General features: G+C 61.9%; 24 protein-coding genes and 1 tRNA gene. 10 read left to right on the top strand and 15 right to left on the bottom strand.

What is annotated here, in order from left to right; translation table 11 throughout:
• Positions 1–118 precede the first annotated feature (118 nt).
• The 4 genes from DYL59_RS00285 to ptsP all read right to left on the bottom strand — a co-directional run bounded on the left by DYL59_RS00285 (position 119) and on the right by ptsP (position 7,343).
• On the bottom strand, positions 119–1,660 hold the full coding sequence (locus tag DYL59_RS00285) for an alkaline phosphatase D family protein (RefSeq protein ID WP_135287367.1): 1,542 nt from the start codon (positions 1,658–1,660) through the stop codon (positions 119–121).
• 179 nt (positions 1,661–1,839) lie between these two features.
• Positions 1,840–3,552: a PTS fructose-like transporter subunit IIB gene (locus tag DYL59_RS00280; RefSeq protein WP_135287366.1), complete on the bottom strand. Its 1,713-nt coding sequence runs from the start codon at positions 3,550–3,552 to the stop codon at positions 1,840–1,842.
• Between the two features lie 11 nt (positions 3,553–3,563).
• Positions 3,564–4,484: a 1-phosphofructokinase gene (pfkB, locus tag DYL59_RS00275; RefSeq protein WP_135287365.1), complete on the bottom strand. Its 921-nt coding sequence runs from the start codon at positions 4,482–4,484 to the stop codon at positions 3,564–3,566.
• The gene (gene ptsP, locus DYL59_RS00270; RefSeq protein ID WP_135287364.1) at positions 4,485–7,343 is read right to left on the bottom strand and encodes a phosphoenolpyruvate--protein phosphotransferase; all 2,859 of its coding nucleotides are present in this window, start codon (positions 7,341–7,343) and stop codon (positions 4,485–4,487) included.
• Positions 7,344–7,635: 292 nt separating this feature from the next.
• Here ptsP and cra point away from each other — a divergent pair, with 292 nt between their 5' ends.
• Positions 7,636–8,631, top strand: a complete 996-nt coding sequence (gene cra / locus DYL59_RS00265; protein WP_135287363.1) for a catabolite repressor/activator — start codon at positions 7,636–7,638, stop codon at positions 8,629–8,631.
• 2 nt (positions 8,632–8,633) lie between these two features.
• On the top strand, positions 8,634–9,410 hold the full coding sequence (locus DYL59_RS00260) for a TatD family hydrolase (RefSeq protein ID WP_135287362.1): 777 nt from the start codon (positions 8,634–8,636) through the stop codon (positions 9,408–9,410).
• Here the strand turns inward: DYL59_RS00260 and DYL59_RS00255 are convergent.
• From DYL59_RS00255 to DYL59_RS00235, 5 genes are all read right to left on the bottom strand, one after another.
• Positions 9,357–9,788, bottom strand: coding sequence for a hypothetical protein (locus DYL59_RS00255; protein WP_135287361.1), 432 nt, complete (start codon positions 9,786–9,788; stop codon positions 9,357–9,359). The two genes, DYL59_RS00260 and DYL59_RS00255, sit on opposite strands and share 54 nt — an antisense overlap.
• Before the next feature lie 125 nt (positions 9,789–9,913).
• Positions 9,914–10,618 carry a methyl-accepting chemotaxis protein gene (locus DYL59_RS31945; RefSeq protein WP_420359256.1) on the bottom strand — a complete coding sequence of 235 codons (705 nt, stop codon included), beginning with the start codon at positions 10,616–10,618 and terminating at the stop codon, positions 9,914–9,916.
• A gap of 1,487 nt (positions 10,619–12,105) precedes the next feature.
• Positions 12,106–12,942 (bottom strand): regulatory signaling modulator protein AmpE, encoded by an 837-nt coding sequence (ampE, locus tag DYL59_RS00245; RefSeq protein WP_135287359.1) that lies wholly within the window; start codon positions 12,940–12,942, stop codon positions 12,106–12,108.
• Positions 12,939–13,502 carry a 1,6-anhydro-N-acetylmuramyl-L-alanine amidase AmpD gene (gene ampD, locus DYL59_RS00240; RefSeq protein ID WP_135287358.1) on the bottom strand — a complete coding sequence of 188 codons (564 nt, stop codon included), beginning with the start codon at positions 13,500–13,502 and terminating at the stop codon, positions 12,939–12,941. The genes ampE and ampD overlap by 4 nt, the downstream gene beginning before the upstream one ends.
• Before the next feature lie 61 nt (positions 13,503–13,563).
• Complete coding sequence (locus DYL59_RS00235) at positions 13,564–15,714, bottom strand: DUF1631 domain-containing protein (protein ID WP_135287357.1); 2,151 nt, start codon at positions 15,712–15,714, stop codon at positions 13,564–13,566.
• A gap of 189 nt (positions 15,715–15,903) precedes the next feature.
• On the opposite strand from DYL59_RS00235, the gene nadC reads away from it, so the two are divergent.
• Positions 15,904–16,752, top strand: a complete 849-nt coding sequence (gene nadC / locus DYL59_RS00230; protein WP_135287356.1) for a carboxylating nicotinate-nucleotide diphosphorylase — start codon at positions 15,904–15,906, stop codon at positions 16,750–16,752.
• Positions 16,753–16,816: 64 nt separating this feature from the next.
• Here the strand turns inward: nadC and DYL59_RS00225 are convergent, their stop codons facing one another.
• From DYL59_RS00225 to DYL59_RS00210, 4 genes are all read right to left on the bottom strand, one after another.
• The gene (locus DYL59_RS00225; protein WP_135287355.1) at positions 16,817–17,122 is read right to left on the bottom strand and encodes a DUF6388 family protein; all 306 of its coding nucleotides are present in this window, start codon (positions 17,120–17,122) and stop codon (positions 16,817–16,819) included.
• Positions 17,123–17,274: 152 nt separating this feature from the next.
• Positions 17,275–17,347: transfer RNA gene (locus DYL59_RS00220), tRNA-Thr, on the bottom strand.
• A 48-nt stretch (positions 17,348–17,395) separates the two neighbouring features.
• Positions 17,396–18,796: an O-antigen ligase family protein gene (locus tag DYL59_RS00215; protein WP_135287354.1), complete on the bottom strand. Its 1,401-nt coding sequence runs from the start codon at positions 18,794–18,796 to the stop codon at positions 17,396–17,398.
• A gap of 35 nt (positions 18,797–18,831) precedes the next feature.
• Positions 18,832–19,248, bottom strand: a complete 417-nt coding sequence (locus DYL59_RS00210; RefSeq protein ID WP_135287718.1) for a pilin — start codon at positions 19,246–19,248, stop codon at positions 18,832–18,834.
• A 202-nt stretch (positions 19,249–19,450) separates the two neighbouring features.
• Between DYL59_RS00210 and DYL59_RS00205 the strand changes: the two genes are divergently transcribed.
• The 4 genes from DYL59_RS00205 to yacG are packed head-to-tail and all read left to right on the top strand — an operon-like array spanning position 19,451 to position 22,339.
• Positions 19,451–20,659 carry a type II secretion system F family protein gene (locus DYL59_RS00205; RefSeq protein WP_135287353.1) on the top strand — a complete coding sequence of 403 codons (1,209 nt, stop codon included), beginning with the start codon at positions 19,451–19,453 and terminating at the stop codon, positions 20,657–20,659.
• Positions 20,656–21,522, top strand: a complete 867-nt coding sequence (locus DYL59_RS00200; protein WP_135287352.1) for a prepilin peptidase — start codon at positions 20,656–20,658, stop codon at positions 21,520–21,522. Before DYL59_RS00205 ends, DYL59_RS00200 begins: the two co-directional genes overlap by 4 nt.
• Positions 21,519–22,142, top strand: a complete 624-nt coding sequence (gene coaE, locus DYL59_RS00195) for a dephospho-CoA kinase (protein WP_135287351.1) — start codon at positions 21,519–21,521, stop codon at positions 22,140–22,142. The genes DYL59_RS00200 and coaE overlap by 4 nt, the downstream gene beginning before the upstream one ends.
• Positions 22,139–22,339 (top strand): DNA gyrase inhibitor YacG, encoded by a 201-nt coding sequence (yacG, locus tag DYL59_RS00190; protein ID WP_017845472.1) that lies wholly within the window; start codon positions 22,139–22,141, stop codon positions 22,337–22,339. The genes coaE and yacG overlap by 4 nt, the downstream gene beginning before the upstream one ends.
• Here yacG and DYL59_RS00185 read toward each other — a convergent pair.
• Positions 22,336–22,551: a hypothetical protein gene (locus DYL59_RS00185; protein ID WP_003171680.1), complete on the bottom strand. Its 216-nt coding sequence runs from the start codon at positions 22,549–22,551 to the stop codon at positions 22,336–22,338. The genes yacG and DYL59_RS00185 overlap by 4 nt on opposite strands.
• Positions 22,552–22,617: 66 nt before the next feature.
• Positions 22,618–23,307, bottom strand: a complete 690-nt coding sequence (locus DYL59_RS00180) for an energy-coupling factor ABC transporter permease (RefSeq protein ID WP_135287350.1) — start codon at positions 23,305–23,307, stop codon at positions 22,618–22,620.
• A gap of 101 nt (positions 23,308–23,408) precedes the next feature.
• Here DYL59_RS00180 and DYL59_RS00175 point away from each other — a divergent pair, with 101 nt between their 5' ends.
• From DYL59_RS00175 to DYL59_RS00165, 3 genes are read left to right on the top strand one after another with little or no spacing between them, the layout of a single operon-like run.
• Complete coding sequence (locus tag DYL59_RS00175; RefSeq protein ID WP_083360208.1) at positions 23,409–24,038, top strand: DUF1780 domain-containing protein; 630 nt, start codon at positions 23,409–23,411, stop codon at positions 24,036–24,038.
• Between the two features lie 53 nt (positions 24,039–24,091).
• Positions 24,092–24,265: a DUF3094 family protein gene (locus DYL59_RS00170; RefSeq protein WP_122489560.1), complete on the top strand. Its 174-nt coding sequence runs from the start codon at positions 24,092–24,094 to the stop codon at positions 24,263–24,265.
• A 60-nt stretch (positions 24,266–24,325) separates the two neighbouring features.
• Positions 24,326–25,624, top strand: a complete 1,299-nt coding sequence (locus DYL59_RS00165; protein ID WP_135287349.1) for an NAD(P)/FAD-dependent oxidoreductase — start codon at positions 24,326–24,328, stop codon at positions 25,622–25,624.
• Positions 25,625–25,758 lie beyond the last annotated feature (134 nt).

The following is a 25,758-nucleotide window of genomic DNA, read 5'->3' as shown; positions in this document are numbered from 1 at the left end:
AGATCAAAATGTGGGAGCGGGCTTGCTCGCGAATGCGGAACATCAGCCAATTGATACAGTGACTGACACACCGCATTCGCGAGCAAGCCCGCTCCCACAGTTTTAATCGCATTCCAAGTCAGACCGGTTGCAGCTTTTGTTCGAACACTGAGACGCCATCCAGATCCCGAAGGATGACCGTCAACTCCCCCGTCTGCCCATCGATCTGCACCTCGCCGAAAAACTGAAACCCCGCAAACGGCGAGGTGTTCTGCACCGGGGGTGCCTTCTCGAACACCACCTCCGGGCCAAAGGTCATGTCCAACGGGTTCGGCCCAAAACTCCCCGCATTCAAGGGCCCGGCCACGAACTCCCAGAACGGCTCGAAATCCTGGAACGCCGCCCGGTCCGGATGATAGTGATGCGCCGCGCAGTAGTGCACATCGGCCGTCAGCCACACATGGTTGCGCACCTTCTGCACCCTTAAAAAGCCCAGCAGTTCGGCGATCTCCAGTTCCCGGCCCTGGGGTGCGCCGGGGTCATTGTTGGCGATGGCTTCCCAGCGTGGCACGCCGGGGCTCACCTCGCCATCGGGCACGCCCAGGCCGATGGGCATATCGGCGGCGATGACTTTCCACTGGGCCCGGGAGCCTTTGAGTTCACGCTTGAGCCAGTCCAGTTGCTCGCGGCCGAGGAAGGGTTTTTCACCCCCCAGGTTGTCATCGTTGGGGCCACGGTAGCTGCGCATGTCCAGCACGAACACATCCAGCATCGGGCCGTAGCTGAGTTTGCGATAAATCCGCCCACCCCAGTCGGCAGCCTGGCGGCGCAGCGGGGAATATTCCAGCCAGGCCTGGCGTGCGTGGTCCACCAGGGTGTTGATGTCCTTGGTGGCGTAACGGCCATCGAGTTGCTTGCTGGGCGACCAGTTATTCACTACCTCGTGGTCATCCCACTGCCAGATCTGCGGCACCTCGGCATTGAAGCGGCGCACGTTTTCATCCATCAGGTTGTAGCGGTAATTGCCGCGGTAGTCATCGAGGGTTTCGGCGACCTTGCTCTTGGCTTCGGTGGTGATATTGCGCCAGATGCGCCCGTCCTCCACGGTCATTTGAGTGGGCACCGGGCCGTCGGCATAGATAGTGTCGCCGCTGTGGATAAAGAAGTCCGGCAAACGCAGGCGCATGGCTTCGTAGATGCGCATGCCACCGATGTCCGGGTTGATGCCGAAGCCTTGGCCCACGGTGTCGCCGCTCCACACAAAACGGATGTCGCGACGCTGTTGCGGCACGCTGCGCAGGTGACCGAACCAGGGCTCGCTGGCCACGCCGGTCTGGGCGTCTTCGAAAGACACTCGATAGAAAATCGCCTGATCAGCGGGCAGCCCCGTGAGTTCGACACGGGCGGTGAAGTCGGTGCTGCTGTCGGCCAGGGGCGAGATGAAACGGCGTGGGTTGCTGAACATGCTGCGGGTGTCCCACTCCACCACCATCCGCGCTGGGCGGTCGCTGCGGCTCCAGATCATGGCGCGGTCGCCCAGCAGGTCGCCGGACTGCACGCCATCGGTGAGTTGCGGCCGGTCCTTCACCGACGCGATCACCGCCGGAGCAAGGCCGGGCAATAACAGCCCAGCGCCGACGGCTTGCATCACGCGGCGACGGCCGAGATCGAAGTGACTCATGGGGTGCCCTCTTGGCTATCAAAGGGGCAACTTAAGCATGCGCAGATGACACTAATCTTGCGACCCGTGAAGATCAAATGTGGGAGCGGGCTTGCTCGCGAATGGGGTGTGTCAGTCACTGCTGAGGTAACTGATCCACCGCATTCGCGAGCAAGCCCGCTCCCACATTTTTTACTGCGTCAGGCTTGAGCCGGTATCACGGCGAGTTCGACCACTTCCGGCCGCTTGATCACCGCATACACCAACCCTGTCACCACACTGCCCGCCACAATCGCCAGCAGATACAGCAGCGCATGGTTCATTGCATTGGGAATGATCAACACAAACAACCCACCATGGGGCGCCGCCAGCACGCAGCCGAAGTACATCGACAAGGCGCCGGTCAACGCGCCACCGGCGATGCTGGCCGGGATCACGCGCAACGGGTCTTTGGCCGCAAATGGAATGGCGCCTTCAGAGATAAAGCACATCCCCAGGATCATCGCCGCCTTGCCCGCCTCGCGCTCAGTCTGGGCAAACTTGCGCCGCGCCAGGAAGGTAGCGATGCCCATGCCAATCGGCGGCACCATGCCGGCAGCCATGGTCGCGGCCATCGGAGCACCGCTGTGGGCCGCCAGCAGGCCAACGGAAAACGCATACGCCGCCTTGTTGATCGGCCCCCCCAGGTCCACACACATCATGCCGCCCAACAGAATGCCCAGCAGCACCGCGTTGGTGGTGCCCATGGTGCTGAGAAAATCCGTCAGCCCCACCAGCATGCGTGCCACCGGCGGGCCCACCAGGTAGATCATCGCAAGACCGGTGAACAAACTGGCCAGCAACGGGATGATCAGGATCGGCTTGAGCGCCTCCAGGCTCTGGGGCAATTTCACCGCGCGTGTGATCAGCTTGACGCAGTAACCGGCGAGGAAACCGGCAAAGATGCCACCGATAAAACCGGCGCCCAGGGTGCCCGCCAGCAAGCCGCCGATCATGCCCGGGGCAATGCCTGGCCGGTCGGCAATCGAGTAGGCGATGTAACCCGCCAGCAGCGGCACCATCAGCATAAAGGCGCGGTCGCCGACGGTTTTCAGCGCGGCGGCCAGGGTGCCTTCCTGCTCGAAGGCATGGATGCCGAACACGAATGACAAGGCGATCAACAAGCCCCCCGCCACCACCATCGGCAGCATGAACGACACCCCGGTGAGCAGGTGTTTGTACACGCCGGTTTTTTCCGACTTGGTCACCGCGCCGGTCGCGGCGCTTTCCACCGCGCCTTCGGACAGGGCTTTGTTGAGGGTCGCCTCGGATTGCTTGAGGGCAATGCCAGTGCCGCAACGGTAGATCTTCTTGCCGGCGAAGCGCTCGGTGGCCACTTCGATATCCGCCGCCAACAGCACCACATCGGCATTGGCGATGGCATCAGGGCTCAACGGCGTACGTGCGCCCACCGAGCCCTGGGTCTCTACCTGCAGGTCGTAGCCCAGGCGCTTGGCGGTTTGCTGCAAGGCTTCGGCCGCCATAAAAGTGTGGGCCACGCCGGTCGGGCAGGCGGTGACCGCAACGATACGGGGCGCGTTTTTCGCCGCCGTTTCAGCGGCAACCAACACCTCGGCCTCCTGGGCGCCGCGACGCAACACCGCTTCCACATCCGCCAGCGCCTGGGCCGGCGTGCTCTGGAAGACGCGCTTGCCGATAAACCGCTGCATGTCCACCGGCGTGCTGCTGACCAGCAACACCCACTCGGCGTCGTCGATCACTGCCTGGGACAGTTGGCGCTCGGGGCGTTGTACGTCCACCACCTCGACGCTGGTGCTCCAGCCCTGGCGCTGCGCGGCGGCGTCCAACAAGCGGGCGCACAGCACACTGGTGACCATGCCGTTGGGGCAGGCAGTAACAATGGCTAACTTCATGACTATCCCTCTTATTGTTCTGTCAGCGCGCGTACGTGGACGCCGCTTTCGAGACGCGCCAATTGCGCGTCATCGCTGATGCCGAAACCGATTTGCGTCACGGCCATCGCGGCAATCGCGGTGGCACGACGCAGGGTGTGCTCCGGCGTATCGCCGCTGAGCAAACCGTGGAGCATCCCGGCGAGCAATGAGTCGCCCGCGCCCACGGTACTGGCAACCGTCACCTGTGGCGGCGCGGCATGCAGTGCCGTGCCTGGGCGGTACCAGTTCACGCCGGCGGCGCCATCGGACACCACCACATGTTCAACGCCCAACTGGTGCAACTGGCTGACGGCATCGGCGGCATTGCCCAAGGCGTCGGCCAGCTCTTCAGTATTGGGTTTGACCAACCACGGGCCCGCCTGCAAACCGGCGCGCAGTGCTTCGCCGCTGGTGTCGAGGGCGACTTTCAAACCAAGGCTTTTCAAGTGCTCAAGCAAGCCTTGAAACCACTGCGGGCTGACGCCACGCGGCAAACTGCCGGCGACGACCACCGCATCGAATTCAGGACCGATAATCGCAACCATTTTGAGCAGTTTTTGTTGCGCCTGCTCGTCCACAAACGGCCCCGGTGCGTTGATGTCGGTCACCCGGCCGTCCTGTTCGGCAATCTTGATATTGCTGCGGGTTTCCCCCGCCACACGGATGAACGCGTCGCCAAACCCACGGCGGGCGATCAGGGCGTTGAATGCCTGGGGGTTCTCCGCTCCGAGAAAACCGCCCACGCTCACCTGATGCCCAAGGTCGGCCAACACCTGCGCCACATTCACGCCCTTGCCGGCAGCGTGGGTCAGCACATTTTCACTGCGATTGACTTCACCCGGTTCCAGGCGCGCCAGGCGCACTGTCAGGTCCAACGCCGGGTTCAGCGTCAGGGTCAGAATCCTTGCCATCTACACGGCCTCCACAAGGGCACGCACCTCGGCGGGTGAACCCACCGCCAGTGCTTTTTGCGCCAGGCCCTGGGCCTCGCTCAGACTGAATTCACGCACCCGCGCCTTCACTTCGGGAATGCTGCGGGCCGACACGCTCAACTCATCCACACCCAGGCCAACCAGCACCGGCACCGCCAGCGGGTCGGCTGCCAGTTCGCCACACACGCCCACCCATTTGCCATGGGCATGGGCGGCACGCACAGTGATGTCGATCAGTTGCAACACAGCCGGGTGCAGGCCATCGGCCTGGGCCGACAAGGTGGGGTGGCCACGGTCGATGGCCAGGGTGTATTGGGTCAGGTCGTTGGTACCGACGCTGAAGAAGTCGACTTCCTTGGCCAGCACCGGCGCCAGCAAGGCGGCGGAGGGTACTTCGATCATGATGCCCAATTGCAGGTCGGCCACCGGGATTTCCAGGCGCAGGCGCTCGGTCATGTCGCGGGCGGCGCGCCATTCATCCACGCTGCCGACCATGGGGAACATGATGCGCAGCGGGCGGCTGTCGGCCGAGCGCAGCAGCGCACGCAATTGCGCTTCCATGATCTGCGGGCGTTGCAGGGTCAAGCGGATGCCGCGCACGCCGAGGAAGGGGTTTTCCTCCTGGGCAATCGGCCAATAGGGCAGCGGTTTATCGCCGCCCACATCAAGGGTGCGCACCACCAGCGGACGACCGCCGAGGCCGTCGAGCACACGGCGGTATTCGGCTTCCTGGGTGGCTTCGTCCGGCGCCTGGGGGTGAGCCATAAAGATCAGTTCGGTGCGCAGCAGGCCGATGCCCTCGGCGCCCTGCTCTACTGCGCTGGCGACACCGGCGCTTTCACCGATATTGGCGAACACTTCCACGGCATGGCCATCACGGGTCAGCGCCGGTTCATGGCGCTGGGCCGAGGCGGCTTGCAGGCGTTGCTCGCGGGTGTCGCGCTCAACCGTGGCGCGTTGCAGGGTGGCGGCGTCGGGGTCCACATGCAGGCGGCCGCGTTGGCCATCCAGCAACAGCGGCGTGCCCGAGGCCAGTAGCAATACTGCGGGACCGGCGCCAACCAGCGCGGGAATCCCCAGGGCACGGGCGACGATGGCGCTATGGGCCGTGGCGCCGCCACGGGCGGTGAGGATGCCTGCAACGCGCGCCGGGTCCAGGCGTGCAACGTCCGAAGGACCGACTTCGTCCATCACCAGGATGTAGGGTTCGCTTGGTTCCTGGGCGGTTTCGACGCCACACAGTTGCGCCAACACGCGGCGGCCGATGTCACGCAGGTCGGCGGCGCGTTCGGCGAGCAAAGCGTCCTGCAACGACTCCTGCTGTTTGGCGGCGGCTTCGATCACGCTCATCCACGCCGCTTCAGCGCTTTCGCCTTGCTTGAGGCGGGTGTCGACTTCGTCGGTCAGCTCCGGGTCGTCGAGCATTTCCTGGTGGGTGATGAAAATTTCGCGGATGGCTTTGGATTTACTGCGCTCGATCAAGCCCTGAATATCACCACGCACGTCGGTCAAGGCGGTGTGCAGGCGCTGACGCTCGATCACGGCAGACTCGCCGCGCAGTGGGTAATCGAACACCTGCTGGGTTTGGATATGCGCCGGACCAATAGCGATACCCGGCGCGGCGGCGATGGCCTGGACCTGGCTGCCGGACACGGGGGCGCTGACTACCGGTTCGATATCGGCAACCGTGGGTTGGGCACTCGCGGTGGGCAGCGGCTCGACCTCTTCACCCAACCCTTCTTCCACCGCTGCCAACAACGCTGGCAGTGCATCACCGGCAATCGTCGGTTCGGCCACAAACTCCAGCACCTGGCCACGGCGTGCGCCCAGGCTCAGCAATTTACTCAGGCTTTTGACCGACACCGCCCCCACCGGGCCATCGACGATGCGCACGCGGATGTCGCCATCAAAACTTTTGGCCAGTTGGGCAAGGATCTTCGCCGGCCGCGCATGCAAGCCGTGGGCGTTGGCCAACGTAATACGGGCGGTTGGCCAATCTGGCGGCAACTCACCCCCCAGCACTTCAAGCACGGCGCGGCTGCTGGTGGCGCGGCCCAGTTCCTGGCCACGGCCTTCGATCAGCAGGGCGCACAGGCGTTCCAACAGCGCCTGGTGCGCCTCGCCGAGGCTGGCCAGGCAGAACAGGCCATTGAGTGGCTGGCCGAGGTAACGCATGGGTTTGTCCGGGGTGACGAACGCCAGGCCCGGGCGTTTCACCGTCTGCTCGCTGTGCAGCCACCACAGGCCGTCACCCAGGGGCAACGCATCCACTTGTTGCAACACTGCGGCGAAACCATTGCTTACACAATCGGCCTGGCGCAACAGGCGTGCACCGCGCCACACCAGCTCTTCGAAATCATCGGCGGACACACCCAGGCTGATCATCTGTGCATCCAGCGCCAGTTCCTGCGGCGCACCCTGCAACAGTTTCAGCAAGGCTTCGGCGGAACCGGCACGACGCAGCGCCTGGCCCAGGTCGGTTTCACCAAGGGCGCGGGTGAGCAGTTGCAACAGGCGCAGGTGTTCGTCGGATTTGGCGGCAATGCCGATGGCCAGGTACACGACCTGGCCGTCGCCCCAGTCCACCCCTTCAGGGAACTGCAGCAGGCGCACGCCAGTGGAATGCACTTGATCGCGGGTTTCGGGAGTGCCGTGGGGGATGGCAATACCTTGGCCGAGAAAGGTCGAGCCTTGGGCTTCACGGGCTTGCAAGCCACTGAGGTAACCCTCGGCGACCAGGCCATCGGCCACCAGTTTTTCAGCGAGCAGGTGCAAGGCAGCAGATTTATCCACAGCCACCTGGCCCATGGAAATCTGCTCTACAGTGAGCTCAAGCATGCCGTTCTCCTAGTTAGTGCGGTGATGCACTAGGTATTGTTTTGAATAAACAGTGTAAGGGCGATTCGGAATAACTGACTGAGCGGTCAGTTGGCAGTGGCCACTCAGTAGCGAATATCGTAAAAATACGCCTGCTGAAACGTTTAATCTAGAATTTATGGCAGATTACGCGTTAATTGCGCATCCTTGAAGAACCACTCGGCGCGTGAGTCTAGGCATTGGTCGTGTACAGGAATCGGTTACGATTGGACAAAATGTCGGGGCAAGCTCCAAAAAACAAGGAAATCCCGGTTTGAAACTCAGTGATATCGCACGTCTGGCCGGTGTGTCCGTGACCACCGCCAGCTACGTCATCAACGGCAAGGCCGAACAACAACGGATCAGCAACGCCACCGTCGAACGGGTGCGTGCCGTGGTTGAGGCCCATGGTTTTACCCCCAACCCCCAGGCCGCCGGGCTGCGCAGTCGGCACACACGCACCTTGGGTTTTATCCTGCCCGACCTGGAAAACCCCAGTTACGCACGCATCGCCAAGCTGTTGGAGCAAGGTGCCCGGGCCCGCGGCTATCAGTTGCTGATCGCCAGCTCCGACGATGACGCCGACAGCGAGCGCCAATTGCTCCAACTGTTCCGCGCCCGGCGCTGTGATGCGTTGTTCGTGGCCAGTTGCCTGCCGCCCAACGACGACAGCTACCGTGAGCTGCAAGCCAAGGGCCTGCCAATCATTGCCATCGACCGTGAGATGGACCCGGCGCAGTTCTGCTCGGTGGTCAGTGACGACCGCCAGGCCAGCCAGCAATTGACCGCCAGCCTGCTGCAACTCAAGCCCAAGCAAATCGTGCTGCTGGGTGCGCGGGCCGAGTTGAGCATCAGCCAGGAACGCACCAAGGGCTTCTGCCTGGCCCTGCGTGACAGCGAGGTGGAAAGCAGCATCGAACACGGCCTGGCCTTCAGCCGCGAATGCGGCAAGCGCATGATGGAAGAACTCCTGCAACGCCTTGGGCACTTGCCTGACGCGCTGATCACCACGTCCTACGTATTGCTGCAAGGCGTGTTCGACGCCCTGCAGGCAGTGCCGGCCAAGGCACGCCAAATGCACCTGGGCACCTTTGGTGACACCCAGTTGCTGGACTTCCTGCCGCTGCCGGTCAACGCCATGGCCCAGCAACATCAACACATCGCCGACACCTCGCTGAAGCTGGCCCTGGCCGCGATTGAACAAGAGCAGTACCAGCCGGGCGTGCACGCCATCGGTCGCACGTTCAAGCAGCGTATTCACGAGGCCTGAGCGTGGAGCTGATCGACACCCACACCCACCTGGACTTCCCGGACTTCGACACTGACCGCGGGGAAGTCCTCGCCCACAGCCGTGAACTGGGCGTACGGCGCATGGTGGTGCTCGGGGTGTATCAGCAAAATTGGCAACGGCTGTGGGACCTGGTGCAGAACGACGAAGGCTTGTTCGCCGCCTTTGGCCTGCACCCGGTGTACTTGGACGATCATCGCCCCGCCGACCTGACGGAACTGGGCGATTGGCTCAGCCGCCTGCACGGTCACCGCCAGTTATGTGCGGTGGGCGAAATTGGCCTGGACTACTTTCTTGAAACACTGGACCGCGCACGCCAGCAAAGCCTGTTTGAAGCCCAACTCAAGCTGGCGGCCGACTTCCAACTGCCGGCGTTGCTGCACGTACGCCGCAGTCACGCGGCAGTGATTGCCACCCTCAAACGTATCCGCCTGCCGCGGGGCGGCATCATCCACGCATTTGCCGGTAGCCAGGAAGAGGCCCGCGAATACATCAAGCTGGGTTTCAAACTGGGCCTGGGCGGTGCTGCCACTTGGCCCCAGGCCCTGCGCATGCATAAGGTGCTGGCACAGTTGCCGCTGGACGCGGTGGTGCTGGAAACCGACGCCCCTGACATGGCACCGGCCATGTTCCCCGGCCAGCGCAACAGCCCGCAACACTTGCCGGCTATCTGCAACGCCCTGGCTGAACGTATGGGCATTGCCCCGCTATTGCTGGCCGAGGCGAGCACACGCAATGCGTGCGAGCTGTTCAATTGGTAAGGCTGGCGTCACCACTTGCAACTCCAGCGTCAGGCGCTGGCGGTAACGGGCATAGCGCAACGCCACGAAGTGCACCAGAAGCACCGCCAGTGACACATTGAGCTGGCCAACCACGCTGATCAGTCCCACCCACTCCATCACCAATGCCACGATCAGCACCATGCAGGTCAGCACCACCATGCTCGGGCGCACCAGCGCCCAATGGTCCAGCGTCTTGAGCCGGCGCAACTGGCGAGGGCAATTCAACTGCAAGATCCGTTGGCAGTACGGGCAATCAAAAGGCTCTTCGATGGCGATGGCGTTCAATTGCCACGGCTTGAGTTCGAAGGTGATGTCGCAGTGGGCGCAGTGCCCTTTGATGCCGATAACAGTGGTCATCGCTGTGCCCCTTGGACATGGACTTGAGTGAAACAAATTTTCACTTATCCACACCGGCAAAAAAGAGCCCGAGGCAAATCAGGACATGCACCACATAGCTAAGGCTTAAATCCTACGCCTACGCCCTACACGCGAAAGGCACCGATCAATTGCTTCAACTCAATCACCTGCATTGACAGTTGCCGGCTGGCAGCCTCGGTCTGATGGGCCCCCTCGGCTGCGTACTCACCAGCACGGTTGATTTGCACAATGTTCTGGTCGATATCGTGGGCGACCGCCGTCTGCTGCTCCACGGCGGCGGCAATCTGCTGGTTCTGATCGACGATCATGCCTACGGCGCCGAGGATATTTTCCAAGGCTTGCTGGACCTTTTCCGACTGCCCCACCGTGCCATTGGCCATGGCATGGCTGGTGCCCATCGCCGTCACGGCCGCCGCCACACCGCTGTGCAGGCGGCTGATCATCTGCTCGATTTCTTCGGTTGAGCGCTGGGTGCGTCGGGCCAGGGTGCGCACTTCATCGGCCACCACGGCAAAACCTCGGCCCTGCTCACCGGCCCGCGCCGCCTCGATCGCCGCATTGAGCGCCAGCAGGTTGGTCTGTTCGGCGATGCTTTTGATCACTTCCAATACGTTGCTGATGGACTGGCTGTCGGTGGCCAACTGATTGATCACTTGCACCGACTGGTCGATCTCCGAGGCCAGGCGCGCAATGCTGCCCTGCTGGGATTGCACCAGGCCACGACCACTGACGGTCTCATCGTTGACGCTATGGGCACTGTTGACCGCCGCTGCCGCACTGCGCGCCACTTCCTGGGCTGTGGACGACATCTGGTTCATCGCCGTCGCCACCTGTTCGATTTGCGTACGCTGGCCGGACACCGCCTGGTTGCTGCGGGCCGAGACTGACTCCACCTGGCCAGCCTGCAGTTCGACCTGGCTGACGGTGTGCCCGACGCGCTCGATCAGGTCATGGATCTTGGCCACGGTGCCATTGAACACCTGGCCCAGGTCGCCCAGTTCATCGCGGCTGTGGGCGACAAAGGTGACGGTCATGTCGCCGGCCGCCACCTTGTCCATCATCAGCCCCAAGCGTCGCAGCGTGGTGCGGGTGGAGGCGTAGAAGCCACCGTATAGATAGAAGATCAGCAAGAACACCGCCGTAAGCGCCGACACCAGCAGCACCATATGCATGCGGTTCTGCGCCAGGCGCTGCTCCAACTGCTGGCCGATAAAGGCCAGGGTGGCCTCATTGAGCTGGTAAGTCTGGGCCATCAATTGGCTGACGTTGTCGTAAAAAGGCTGCCAAGGGGCGTCGAGGGTTTCGGCCATCACCACCTGCTCTTCGAATAACTCGCTGCCTTGCTTGAGGCTGGCGCTGCTGGCCGTGGCCATGCCATCGAGGGCCGCGTGGGCAGCGCGGCTGGAGCCCAGGGCGTCCTGTAATTTCAGGCCGTATTCGGCCTGGAGTTTTTCCAGCTGTTGCAGCAATTCGTCAAAACGGGTGCTGGAAGATGAATTGAGAAAGCCCTGGCCTAACGAGTACGCGCCCATGGCCCGGCCTTCGCCCAGGGTCTGGGTGACGTGCGGGGTGACGCTGGTGATCAGTTCACTGAGCTGGCGCAGGTCGCCCTGGGGGTCGCGGCTCAGGCCCGATTGGCTGGCGATGATCTGGCTGAGCATCTGGGCCTTGTTCAGCAACTTGCCGATCAGCGCGCTTTTGCTCAGCAGCGAGGTTTCCTGCTGTTGGGCCTTGAAGGCGCTGATCAACTCGTCGCGCTTGCTCTCAAAGGCGGCGATTTGTTCGGGGTCGGTGGCCATGGCATCAAGGCCTTGCAGGCGACTCAGCACACTGTGCTCCAGCGCGCTGATCTTGCCCTCAAGGTCACCGGCCTTGCCGGACTGGCCGAGGGTGGCGTTGATCTGTACCAGGTTGTTGAGGGTTTCCAGGTCCCGGCGCAGGGCCAGGCTGCTGCCGAGCAGATCCAAGCTTTGCAATTCGATCCGCGTGCCCTGGAATTCGCGCCAGGAATCACGCACCAGGTAATAGTTGGTCGCCAGCATGGGCAGCAGGAACAGCACGCTGATCAGGCTGAACTTCATGCCGAAGCTCAGGCGATTCATCAGCGCGACGGCGGGATAGAGCAAGCTCTTCACAGGTGAACTCCCTTTCTTTTATTTTTATTGAGGCGCAGGGCGGCAGTTAGCCATCATCTGTATAGCTCAATTTGAAAGGAAGTTTTGTAACTTAAGGTTAACGAGCCTGAAGGCCCTGCGAAAAACAGTGTCGTGAGCGGGCTTGCCCCGCTCACTACGGGTCAGGGCAATACGGTCCAGATGGCGAAGCCGGCGTACCACAGCACCGCTGCGCGCAGCAGCAGTTCCCACAGGCGGTCCAGGCTGTTGATGCCCTCGGCGCCCACCACCGGCGCCGGGATCTCGGCGGCGACCAGGCCGACTTTCTCCACCAGTTGGGCGGCGCTGATGTCCCAGCTCAACAACTCGTGAAGCATTACGCGGCTGACGGCGACGAAGTTGCCCACCAGGGCGAAGCTGGCCGCCAGCAAGCGTACCGGCAACCAGTCAAACGCGTGGCGCAGTTGCCCGGCACGCTCGGCCACCAGCGGGTTGCTGCTGTGTTCACTGGCCAGCGCCAGCAGGCGATACGCCAATGCGGCAACCGGGCCCAGCAGGAAGTACCAGAAGATCACCGCGAAAAAACTCTGGTAGACCTGCCACAGCAGGTGGCCCTGGACACGCTCTAGCAGTTGCTCGCCACTGTCGGCGCCCAGTTTCAGGTCGCGCTCGGCCACATGCTCGGCAGCCTGCAGATCGCCCCGGCGCCAGGCATCGCGAAACGGGCCGAGCCCGGCCAACAGATCGCCTCGGCCCAGGCTGTAGATCACCACCAACAGGTGCACCGGCAGGGCCAGCAAGCCATAGGCCACCGGCTCCAGCACCAGCAGCAACAGCGCCAGCAATGCCACCGGCAACAACACCAGCAGCACCAGAATCAACCACGGCTGCTTGCCCCAACGCGGGCTCGATTCCAGCTTGGCGAGCTCACGCAGCCATCCGCCGTCACGTTGCAACCGCTGGCGCAGGGCCGAGAACTTCTCGATCCACACCGCCAACACCAACACCAGGAAACTCATCGTGCGTGTCCTCCATCCTGCAGGGCGTTGCGAAAGCGCGCCCAATCAAAAGCCGGGCCGGGGTCGGTCTTGCGCCCTGGCGCGATATCGCTGTGACCACAGATACGCTGGGGCGTGATGCCTGGGTACGCTGCCAACAACTGACCAGTCAGGTCGATCAGCGACTTGTATTGCGCGTCGGTAAACGGCAAGTCATCCGTGCCTTCCAGCTCGATGCCCACGGAAAAGTCATTGCAGGTTTCGCGCCCTTCGAAGCACGAGACCCCCGCATGCCAGGCCCGGTCGCGGCACGACACAAACTGCGTCACCGCACCGTCGCGTTCAATCAGAAAATGCGCGGACACCCGTAGGTCAGCGATCCCTTCAAAGTAGGGATGTTCCGTGACATCCAGGCGATTCTGGAAAAACTCCTGCACCTTGCCGGTGGCAAATTGTGCAGGGGGCAGGCTGATGTTGTGCACCACCAACAGTGAAATTTCACCTGCGGGGCGCTCGTTGAAGTTGGGCGAAGGGCAATGGCGGATGCCCTGGCACCAACCGCTGGCGGAGTCCAACTGCATACAGCTTCCTAGAATGAGTCAAAGTATGTGCAGTATGCCGCGTTCGACCCCGTGGTTGCGATCACTTGCCGCGATTGAGTTGTCGCAGCCTGCCCACCACTTCCACCAGTGCTCGCTCGAACAATGGCCCGCTATCCAAGGCATGCAGCGTTCCATGCTTGAACGCCAATGCCAGTTGGCCGGCACTGTGCTCAAGCACTTTGAGCCCCGTGCGGCTGACAAAAATATAGGTGTTGGTCGGCGCCATGATCGCGGTGAGCTTGCAACGCTGGGCGCTGGTGTCTCCCCCATCAAACACAAACCAGCCACCGATCTGCAGCAGTTGGGTTTTGAGCAGGTCTGGGTCATGCTCCGGCAGGCCTTCGACGGGATCAGGCGAAACTGCACCGAGCACAAATGGCTCGCGCACCTCGACCAACCCATCGATCTCCTCCGGCGCCTGGGTGTGCAGCGCTTGCAAGCGCACAAAAAACTCTCGGGTGCTGAAAGGGTCGAACGCGGCGCTGGTCAATCCATCGCGCAAGGCCTTGAGCAAACCCGGCACCTGCCCCAGCAAATGCCGCCCGGCATGTGTGTCGCTTTGCAGGCTGACACTCCAGATCAGGTCATCCAGGGTGCGCAGCGCCGCCTGCCATTGCAACGACTGCTCCCCGTACTTGAGATGGGCCAGCAGCAGCACCTGGCTCCAGGCTTGCTGCACGAACAGCAGCACCGAGCGTGGCAGGACCTTGCCCAACAAGCGTCGATTCAGTACCTCGGCCACCCGCTGGCGCACAGCCTCGGTCCGCAGGCGTGCCTCTTCGGTATCGCGGGTGTGCTGTTCGAGCAGGTCACTGCGCCGCCGCTCGTCGGCGGCAAACGCGCTGAACTCCGCCAGCAGTTGGGAGAAAATCGCCGTGTCTTCAACAAACTCATTGAGCAGACGCTGCACCACCTGCTCGATGCGCAGGTACAGGTTGTCGCGTTGACAGTCATCGCGCGGGCTCCAGCCCATGGCTACCGCCGCGATTTCATTGAGCAAGCCGCGCGCCGGGTGGCTGGCGTGGCTGAAAAAACGCTTGTCCAGCACCGCCACTTTCAGCATCGGGATCTGCAGGCGACCGATCAACGCCTTGAAGGCATCCGGCACGCTGCGATCGTTAAGGATAAATTCGAACAGCATGGCCAGCAGGTTGATCGCGTCTTCATCTGCCCCCTCCACCACCCGCGACTTGCCGCTCTTGACGCTGACGCGGGTGAGCAACTGCCCAAGCTGGCTGCGCAGGTCGAAGTCGTCCTCGGCGTCCGGTTCGGGCACGTATTGCTGCAGATGAGAGAGCAGGCGCAGCAGGTCGCGCGTGGTAATCGGCAGGGGCTCGGCGCTGGCTTCAAGGGTGGGCGCGATGCTGCCGCGCACGGTGATGAGCAATTGCTGCAAAGCGGCGAACGCTTCCTGGCCGGTGTCATCAACGGGTTGGTCGGTTGTCGGCGATACGGTGTCGCGCTGAAGATCGCGAACCGCATGCCCCCCCAGGCGACGGGAAGGCAGCGCCTTGAGTTCGGGCAATACGCCGGTCGCCACCAGCAATTGGTTGGCCTCGTTGTAGAGTTGGTCGGCGTCGCTGAGCACGTATTTTTCAAACAGCTTGAGCATGATCAGCTTGACGCGGATCTCCACCCCCAGACTGCGCCCTGCCCGCAGGAAGAATTCACACAACAGCGCCGGGCCCAAGGGGTTTTCACGATCATCCAGGCGATTGCCCAACAGGGCACTCAAGCGCGTGGTGAGTTGCCCCAGCGCCAGGCCGTCGCGGTGGCGCACCCGGCCCAGCATCGCCTCAAGGGCCACGGCTTTTTCCTGGTCGTCCCTGGAAGTGCCTGGGGCCGTTTCGTAGGACACCACTGGCACCAATTGCCGCTCGCCGCGCCCGGCCTGGCCCAGGCAGGCGAAGGCTTCGAACAACCGCTCCATGAACACGCGCTCGAAATTCTTGCGCTTGAGGCGCAGGTCGCGCATGGCTTCGAAAAAAATATGATGGTCGAGGTTGTTGCGGGCCTTGTCGGCCATTTCGAACAAGGTGTCGTCGGCGTTATCGAATAGCTCCTGCAAGCCTTGCTGCAGCTGTTGCGCCGCCTTGTCGCGCACTTGCAGCAACACCACCGGCAATCGGGCGAGCGGCGCTGGCGTGGCGTGCGCCTTGTTGATTGGCACCACCTTTCCGTCATTGTGCATCCTGGCCTCCTGAAACGGCGGTATTGGGCAGACGTCAAAGCTATGACGCCAATTGCAAGGCGCGAGATTATCTTGCAATCAGGGGTGGTTGCGCCAGCACCCTCTGCCATTTGGTCGTAAATGAGCAGGTCGCTGGGTTCAGGCGCCCACTGCCCCTATAATCGGAGCACTTTGTTTGTGGAGCCTGTTATGCCGAATCTCCGTCTTGCCGACCTCACCGCCGAAATCGAAGCCAACGTGCGCCGTGCACTGCTGGAAGACATCGGCAGCGGCGACATCACTGCGCAGTTGATCCCGGCCGAACGGCTGGCCACCGCCACGATCATTACCCGCGATGCGGCCGTTATCAGCGGTACGGCCTGGGTGGACGCGGTGTTCCGTCAATTGGACCCTCGGGTCGCCGTGCACTGGCAAGTCGCCGACGGTGAACGTGTGAGCCCCAACCAGGCGCTGTTCCACCTCGAAGGCCCGGCGCGCTCGCTGCTCAGTGGCGAACGTTGTGCATTGAATTTCCTGCAGTTGCTGTCCGGCGTCGCCACACGCGCCCAATACCTGGCGGATTTCGTCGGGAGCACCCAGGTCAAGCTGCTGGACACCCGCAAGACCCTACCCGGCCTGCGCCTGGCGCAGAAATACGCGGTGACGTGCGGTGGCTGTCACAACCACCGCATCGGTCTGTATGACGCGTTCCTGATCAAGGAAAACCACATCGCCGCCTGCGGTGGCATTGCCCAAGCCATCACGGCCGCCCACAAGATCGCCCCCGGAAAACCGGTGGAAATTGAAGTGGAAAGCCTGGACGAACTGCGCGAAGCCCTGGCGGCGGACGCGGATATCATCATGCTCGACGAACTGAGCCTGGAAGACATGCGTGAAGCCGTGCGCCTGAACGGCGGCAAGGCCAAGCTGGAGGCCAGCGGCGGGATCAATGAAAGCACCCTGCTGCCCATCGCTGAAACCGGCGTGGACTACATCTCCATCGGCGCGATGACCAAGGATGTGAAGGCGGTGGATTTGTCGATGCGACTGAGCATCTGAACCATCGATCGTCGTTGTAGTGAGCGGGCTTGCCCCGCTCACTACAGCAATCGCGCCGCCGTGCTTAGACGACGAGGTTATTCATCTCGCAGTACTCGTCCCATTCGACACCCAGCACTTCAGCTGCCTCTTTATGCAAAGCCAACCGTGCTGATTCGAATTCTTCTGCTGTCGAGGTGTACTTAAGGGTCAGTTCCCAAGGCTGAAGGCCCTGGCTCTCGGCCTCGTCCTCGAATGCCCACTGGATCTGGTCACGCTGGTCATCGGCGCTTAGATCCTTGATCTCTTCTTTAAGCTGCGGCGACTCCTCAAGGTATTTTTCGAGGGCTGCTTGGTGCCGAACTTCCTGGGTCATTTCAGTCGTGGTCATAGTGTTCTCTTTGGATCGAGGAATGGGGATGCATCTGGGACATCAAGGTTGCGCAGATACAAAAGAACAGGCACGGATGCCGGTTCGTCTGGCCTTCAGAACCATTCTTGGGATCATCTGAAAACATTGCCTTTGAAGCGGTGCTGCCTTTTTGCCCGAGACAGGAATCGAACCTGCGACCTTCGCGTTACGAGTGCGCTGCTCTACCGGCTGAGCTACACGGGCGGTGGGCTAAAGCTAGCACCGCATCGGGCGTCCGGCAACTCGCGGCCTTCAGCGGGCAATCACGCCCTGAGCCCAGAAGCGCGGTTGCAGCAAGTTGCCATGGGTGTCGAGGTACTGCTGCTGGGCCTGCTTGATGTGAGGCACGTCCCGCACCGCGATAGCAACCAGCAGACCAACGGCCAACACGCACAAGATGTTCCACACGGTCCAGGCCCAAGGCAGCGGCCGCGTCGCCGGGCCTTGCCACACATGCAGCCCCATCAACCAGCCCACGATCAGCGCCAGCCAGACCTGGGAATTGGGCATCACGATCACGCCATCAACCATCGATTGCACCAGTGCGCCGATCAACGCGGCAAACAGGCCTAACCGCAACAGGTCCGCAGGCTCGCAGGACAGCCTCCGCTCGCGCAGTTTGCCCAACGTGGCCCAACCACCGCGCCACGCCAAGATCGCCACGCATAGCGCCGATGGCGCGCCCCATTCGCTGGCCCATTGCAGGATAGCCTGGTGGGGATGTGCGGCGATCTTGTTGGCAATATCGGCAAAATGCATCGGCCCGAAGCCCAGCCATGGGTGCTCGGCAAGCATATGCCAAGCTTGCCACCAGATCGGGCCTCGGCCCGACAGTGAGGTGGTCAGCCGATCACTGGCGCCAGCAGACGTGCCAATACCCAGGTAACCCGCCAGTACGGTAAACGCCAGCCAATACAGCAGCAACCCGCCAAACATCGCAGCCAGTTGCCACCCCACCCAACGCCGCCCCCACGGCCCGAGCAGCGCCAGCACCCCGCCGGCCATCCCCATGCCCAGCCAGGTACCGCGAGTGCCGCCGCTGATTGCGATCATCCACCAGATGCACAACAACGCAAACACCGCAGCCCGCTGGGAGCGGGAGACCGTCGGTATCAGCAAAGGGAGCGCCAGCAATGGCAGCGTGAAGGTCTGAAACTGACCGTAGAAACGCTTGTTGGAAAACCCCGACAGCAACCCGTCAAGGTCCAGCACTCGCTCGCCGAGGGAGAAGGCAAGCGCCCCAGCGTACAGGTATTGAATCGACTTGATCAGGCAAAGCAACGCCACCACAAGGATCAGGGCGCGATCCAAAGGCGCGCCACCATGCCGGCGCAGCAGGGCAAACGCTACGGCGATCGCCCCACAACTGATGAACAGCGCGACTTCGGTGAACGCCCAAAGCGGTTGATGGGCCAATGCCGAAGACACCAGCCCCAGCGCGATGATCAGCGTCAGGCCCAGGGCAGTAGGCCGGTCCACCAGAGGCCCGGCAGGCGCGACCGACATCCCGTACAGCACCGCGCACAACCCGATGGCAATTTGCATCGCCCGTTGCAGGTCATGCCCACTGAACGGCGCACACACCCCAACCATCAGCAGGCAAACCGTTGCTACCAGGAACATACTGCCGCGCTGTGGTACGGATAACGACATCGGCCACCTCTACGTCCGTGCGGATGGTTTGGCAGTTATGCGCCGTCGGTGCTGCAGCCCTTGGCGGCATATTTTTCTTCGGCGGTCGTGGTGCACTTCCAACCGGTGGTCGCGCTGCGCGTGAGGGTGATGACCTTGTTCAGCACGGGCGCCGGGGCGTCGAGGATTTCGCAGCTCAGGGTGCCCGCGCCGGTGACCACGTCGCCTGTCACGCCGATCTTGCAGTTGGCGGTGGTGTCGCCGGTGCCGCCGATCAATGCCAGCGTGGGGACGGTGCCCTGGTTGATGGTGGATTCATACCCGGCCTTCAGCGCGGTAATTTCAGCCAGACCGGCGGTGAACTTGGCCTTGGCCTGGTGCGTGGTGTACATCGGCAGGCCAATGGTGGCCAAAATGCCGATGATTGCCACGACGATCAGCAGCTCGATCAGGGTAAAACCTTTTTGACGTATCACATTCACTCTCCAGGATAGAACTCATGACAAGGCGCATCCTGCGCCCCGTGTTGTGCAGCGGCGCCAGTGTACTCATCCGCACGCGGCCAGGCGCCTGCAAGACGCACATTCTGACATTTTATCCTGCACCACCGGCCCGTCGTTGGCCGTCACCTGACTAGGCTATACCTCTTCGACGACCTCTATGCGGAACCGCGACATGGACAACGCTTCGACGATTTACGCCTGGGAAGGCACCAACCGCAAAGGGCGCCGCGTTTGCGGACAGGCAAGGGGGCACAACCCCGCCGTGATCAAGGCCCGACTGCGCCAGCAAGGCATCTGCCCCGGGCGTGTACGCAGGCAGTTACCGACACTGCCAGGCCTGACTCCCTCGATCAAAAAGACCGATATCACCTTGTTCACTCGCCAACTGGCCACGCTGCTGAGGGCCGGCATTCCTCTGCTGCAAGCCTTCGATATCATCAGTGAAGGTGTCGAGCACCGTACCGTCCGTGAGGTGGTACTAGGGCTGAAACAGGAGATCGTCAGCGGCGTGAGCCTGACCGAAGCATTGCGCAAGCAATCGGGTCATTTCGATGAGCTGTATTGCAACCTGGTAGCCGCCGGCGAGCAATCCGGAGCGCTTGAAACGCTGCTGGAACGCGTGGCCATCCACCGGGAAAAAAGCGAGCAACTCAAGGCCAGGGTCAAAAAAGCCATGACCTACCCGGCTGTGGTCCTGGTGGTCGCCAGCCTTGTCACCGGTGTGCTGTTGGTCCAGGTCGTGCCGCAGTTCCAGCACCTGTTCGCCGGGGTCAATGGCCAACTGCCAGGGCTCACCTTGCAGGTCATTGCCCTGTCCGAGTTCATGCAGCACGCCTGGTGGGTCTTGGCGCTCGGCCTGGGAGCAAGCGCCGCAGCCTTGCGCCAGGCCTACAAGACGCACGCTGATTTTCGCCACTGGCTGGACGCCGGTTTGTTGAAACTGCCCTTGGCAGGCAAACTGCTGAGAAATTCAGCGGTGGCCCGCTACGCCCGTACGCTGTCCACCACCTTTGCTGCCGGGGTTCCGTTGGTACAGGCGCTGGACTCCGTCGCGGGTGCGGCGGGCAACAGACCGTTCAAACAGGCAATCGAGCATATGCGTCACGATGTATCCAGCGGCATGCAATTGAATCAATCCATGGCCAACAGTGGCCTGTTTCCCGGCATGGCGATCCAGATGACAGCAATCGGTGAAGAGTCGGGCACCCTCGACACCATGCTGGAAAAAGTCGCCAGCCATTACGAAGCGCAGGTGGACAACCAGGTCGACAATCTCACCAGCCTGATGGAACCGCTGATCATGGTGGTATTGGGCGGCATCGTCGGGACGCTGGTGATCGCCATGTACCTGCCGGTATTCCAGATGGGGAGCGCATTTTGAGCCAGCTGTTTAGCGAGCATCCGCAGGCGTTTGTCTGGCTGTCACTGGTGTTGGGACTGATCGTCGGCAGCTTTATCAATGTGCTGGTGTGGCGCCTGCCAAAAATGCTCGAACGGGAATGGCGCGCCCAGGCCCACGAAGTGCTCGGCTTGCCCCCAGAGCCTGTCGGGCCAGCCTACAACCTCATGCACCCCAACTCCTGCTGCCCGCACTGCGAGCACCCCATTCGCCCATGGGAAAATATCCCACTGCTCAGTTACCTGATGCTTCGGGGGCGTTGCGCCCATTGCCAGGCAACAATCAGCGCCCGCTACCCGCTTACGGAGCTGACGTGCGGGCTGATCTCGGCGTTCGTGGCCTGGCATTTCGGATTTGGCTGGCCGGCGGGTGCGGTAATGCTGTTGAGTTGGGGGTTGCTGGCGATGAGCCTGATCGACGCCGACCATCAGTTGCTGCCCGACGTACTGGTGCTGCCGTTGCTGTGGCTGGGGCTGATCATCAACGGCTTCGGCTTGCTGACTGCGCTGCACGACGCCCTGTGGGGCGCGGTGATCGGGTACATGAGCCTGTGGAGCGTGTTCTGGCTGTTCAAGCTGGCCACCGGCAAGGACGGCATGGGCCACGGGGACTTCAAGTTAATGGCACTGCTCGGTGCCTGGGGCGGTTGGCAAATCCTGCCGATGACGCTGCTGATGTCTTCGCTGGTGGGGGTGTTTGTCGGGTTGATCCTGATGCGTGTACGCAAGACCCAGGCATCCACGCCAATGCCGTTTGGCCCCTATCTGGCGATTGCCGGCTGGATTGCATTGCTCTGGGGTGGTCAAATAACCGACTTCTATTTGCAGTCTGTCGGTTTCAGATGACCACTTCTGTTGCAACACCCTGGATTCTTGGCCTCACCGGCGGCATCGGCAGCGGTAAAAGCGCGGCGGCCCAACACTTTATCGACTTGGGCATTGACCTGGTGGACGCCGATCATGCCGCCCGCTGGGTGGTCGAACCGGGTCGACCGGCATTGGCCCGTATCGTCGAGCATTTCGGCACCGGCGTACTGCAGCCTGACGGCCAACTGGACCGCGCGGCGCTGCGCAAGCTGATCTTTGAAGTCCCCGAACAGCGCCGCTGGCTGGAAGCCCTGCTGCACCCGCTGATTGGCGAGGAGATTCGCAGCCACCTGGCTCGGGCCCGTTCGCCCTACGCGATCCTGGTGTCGCCGCTGCTGATCGAGTCCGGCCAGTCCGGCATGACCCAGCGCGTGCTGGTAATCGATGTGCCGCAATCACTGCAGATTCAGCGTACCCTGCAGCGCGACGGCATCAGCGAACAGCAGGTACAGGCGATTCTCAAGGCCCAGTCCAGCCGCGAAGAACGCCTGAAACATGCCGATGACGTACTGGTCAATGACCAGGACCTCGCCTGGTTGCACAGCGAGGTCGAGCGACTGCACCACTTTTACCTTACTTTGCGTGGAGGCCGATCATGAGCCAACCTTTGACCGTCGAATGCCCAACCTGCGGTGCCCCCGTGGAATGGAAGGCGACCAACCTCAACCGGCCGTTCTGCTCGGACCGTTGCAAACTCATCGACCTGGGCGCCTGGGCCGCTGAAGAACACAAGATCCCGGTAGCGCCGGACGCCGAAGACGAACTGTTTTCCGAAGACCTGCCGCCGCGCCACTAAGGGCGCATAAAGGCGTATTCCTGCTGGTCGTCGAGGTTCTCTGCAAGGTATTGCAGCTCGTCGGCCAGGTCTTCGAAACTGCGCACGCCTTTACTCTGTTGCACCACCGCACTGAGCATCGCGCGCAGGGTCAAGCCTGGGTCAAAACCGATTTCCTGTGCTGCGTCCTGGCTTCTGCGCAACTCCTGCCGCGCCCATTCGTACACACTCATGATCCGTGCTCCTGGAAAAATTCCGCAGAGCATGGGCCTGCCCGAGCGCGCGGGATTTGATCTGGATCAATGCTGCGAATCGTCGTCCTTCCAGGGCGCCGAGAGGTAGCGGGTACGGTTGAACGTCTCCAGCCATTCCGGGCAAAACACCACCAATGCGCTGATCACCATGCCGTTAATAAAGGCCTCTGGAAAGATGATCAGCCACAGGTAGCCGACAAAATCTTCCAGCCATTCTGGCATCGCGAAAAGCCCGTCAATCCACAACAGCCCCAGCCCGAACAACAGGCAGAGCAACGCCGAGAGCGCAGCAGCAAAAAAGCCGGAACAAAAGATATACACAAAGGGATTGCGCGGTTGTGCACGCTCCACCAGTAGCGCGCAGCCTTCAGTGACCAGCACCGGCAGCCCGATCAGCAACAAGCCGTTGACGCCGAGGGCAGCCAGGTCCTGGCGCCCCAGCAACATCAAACCGAGCTGGGCGGCAAAGCCCCCGACGATTGCCAGGGGCCAGTCCAGCAGCAGGGTCACGGCGGTCATGCCGATAAAGTGATAGGACACACCGGTATCGAAATCCCGCCGCACCAGCCACAACATGAACAACGCGAACACCGTGCCGAACAGCAGATGCTGGCGCCGCCGGTCGGCGAACAACTCCACCCACGGCGAACGGAAGATTGCCCACAACACCAGCGGCGCATACACCAGCCAGCCGACGCCGAGGGTTTGTGGTGCGAGCACTGCGGCACTGATCACGGCGGTATTCCCACACTAAAATAAGGGGCAGGCTGCCAGTCTACACCGAGCTTTTATGGCAGGACTTCCTGCGGTCATCATTTGGACGCTAAGCTGGTGGCATGGATGACTCAGATTATTTGCGCCTGCTCACTGTAGCGGCCGAACAAGCCAACGCGTTCCTGTCCAATGCCCGCAAATGGGAGCGTGAGCGTTGGGTCTGCCAGCGCCTGCTGCAAGGCTTGAATGTGCCCTACCGTGCCGAAGAGTTTCACGCCGCAGGGCAAGAGCCGCCGGACGTGCTGTTTCGCGATGCCAGTTTCGAAGTGTTTTTTGTACTGGACGAAGGCCGACGCCTGAATGACGAATGGCGCGATGAGCTGCTGCGCCGGCGCAGCGCTTTCTCCCTGAGCCAGTTGGTGCGGCGCGAAGCCAAGCCGCGGCGTATCCCCGCCCACGAGTTTTTGCTGCGCCTGGCGCCCACGTTGCGCAAGAAGGCCCACAACTATAAAGAACGCGGGATGGACCTGGGGGAGCTGGACCTCATTGCCTTCACCAGCCTCAAGCGCGAAGTGCTCGACCTCAACAGCCATTTTCCACCCCCAACCGAATACCTGCGCCAGGGCTGGCGCTCGCTGTCACTGGTGGGACCGACCTTTGCACGGGTGTTGTTTGCCCACCCCGATGCGCCGGATTTCTTGCGCAACAACCTGGGCCGCAGCATAGTGTTCGACGTGGGCATCAGCCTCTGATCCCCGGACTGTAACGTGGCGCCCCTTTGCAACGTCTACCTGACGAGGCCTTTATGACCAGCCGCCTGAACCCCGATGACCAACAGCATGTCGAAGAGTACCTGCAACTCTCCCAGAACAGAGTCGAGCGCAAGCCTTTCCGGCCGTGGCTGCTCCTGTGTGTGGTGCTGGTAGTGGTGATCGGGCTCGGTCTGCTGAGCCGCCTTTTGAGTTACCTGACGCTATGAGCTGCCTGGCGCTCGCGGGGGTAACTGCTCCGATTTCTTTTAGCCTTGCGAGATATCCCCATGACCCATCGTATTATTATCGTCGGCGGCGGCGCCGGCGGCCTGGAGTTGGCTACCCGCCTGGGTAAGACTCTGGGCAAGCGCGGCACCGCCAGCATCACGCTGGTGGACGCCAACCTGACCCATATCTGGAAACCCCTGCTGCACGAAGTGGCTGCAGGTTCGCTGAACTCTTCGGAAGACGAACTCAATTATGTCGCCCAGGCCAAATGGAACCACTTTGAGTTCCAACTGGGGCGCATGAGTGGGCTTGATCGTGAACAGAAGAAAATCCAGCTGGCCGCCACGCTCGATGAAGAAGGCCGCGAACTGGTGCCGGCGCGCGTACTGGGCTATGACAGCCTGGTGATCGCTGTTGGTAGTACCACCAACGATTTCGGCACCGAAGGCGCAGCGCAACACTGCCTGTTCCTCGACACCCGCAAACAGGCCGAGCGCTTCCACCAGCAATTGCTCAACCACTACCTGCGCGCCCATGCGGGGCAGACCGATGTGGTCGAGCAGATCAGCGTCGCTATCGTTGGCGCCGGTGCCACAGGTGTCGAATTGGCCGCCGAACTGCACAACGCAGCCCATGAACTGGCTGCTTACGGCCTGGACCGAATCAAGCCAGAAAACATGCACATCACCCTGATTGAAGCCGGCCCACGGGTGTTGCCTGCCCTGCCCGAGCGTATCGGCGGGCCTGTGCATAAAACCCTGGAGAAACTCGGAGTCACCGTGTTGACCAACTCGGCTGTGAGCGAAGTGACGGCCGATGCGCTGATCACCAGCAGCGGCCAGGTGATTCCCGCCAGCCTCAAGGTGTGGGCGGCCGGGATTCGTGCACCGGGCTTCCTGAAGGACATCGATGGCCTGGAAACCAACCGCATCAACCAATTGCAGGTGTTGCCAACCCTGCAAACCACCCGCGACGAGAACATCTTCGCCTTTGGCGACTGCGCCGCCTGCCCGCAACCGGGCACCGACCGCAACGTGCCGCCACGGGCCCAGGCCGCTCACCAGCAGGCTTCGCTGCTGGCCAAGTCGCTGAAATTGCGTATCGAAGGCAAGGACCTGCCGAGCTACAAGTACACGGACTACGGCTCGCTGATTTCGCTGTCGCGTTTTTCTGCTGTGGGTAACTTGATGGGCAACCTCACTGGCAGCGTGATGCTTGAGGGTTGGTTGGCGCGGATGTTTTATGTGTCGCTGTACCGGATGCACCAGATGGCGTTGTATGGCTTCTTTCGCACGGCGATGTTGATGCTGGGTAGCAAGATTGGGCGTGGAACGGAGCCGCGTCTCAAATTGCATTAACAGCCGGGTCTAGAATGTGACCTGATAAATGTGGGAGCGGGCTTGCTCGCGAAAGCGGTGTGTCAGTCAATACATCTGGCACTGAACCACCGCATTCGCGAGCAAGCCCGCTCCCACATTTGCTTTGCGGTGGA

Origin of the sequence: Pseudomonas kairouanensis, assembly GCF_004682055.1 — a bacterium.
In the GTDB taxonomy this organism is placed as follows: Bacteria; Pseudomonadota; Gammaproteobacteria; order Pseudomonadales; family Pseudomonadaceae; genus Aquipseudomonas; species Aquipseudomonas kairouanensis.
This window is presented reverse-complemented; position numbering and strand designations above follow the sequence as displayed.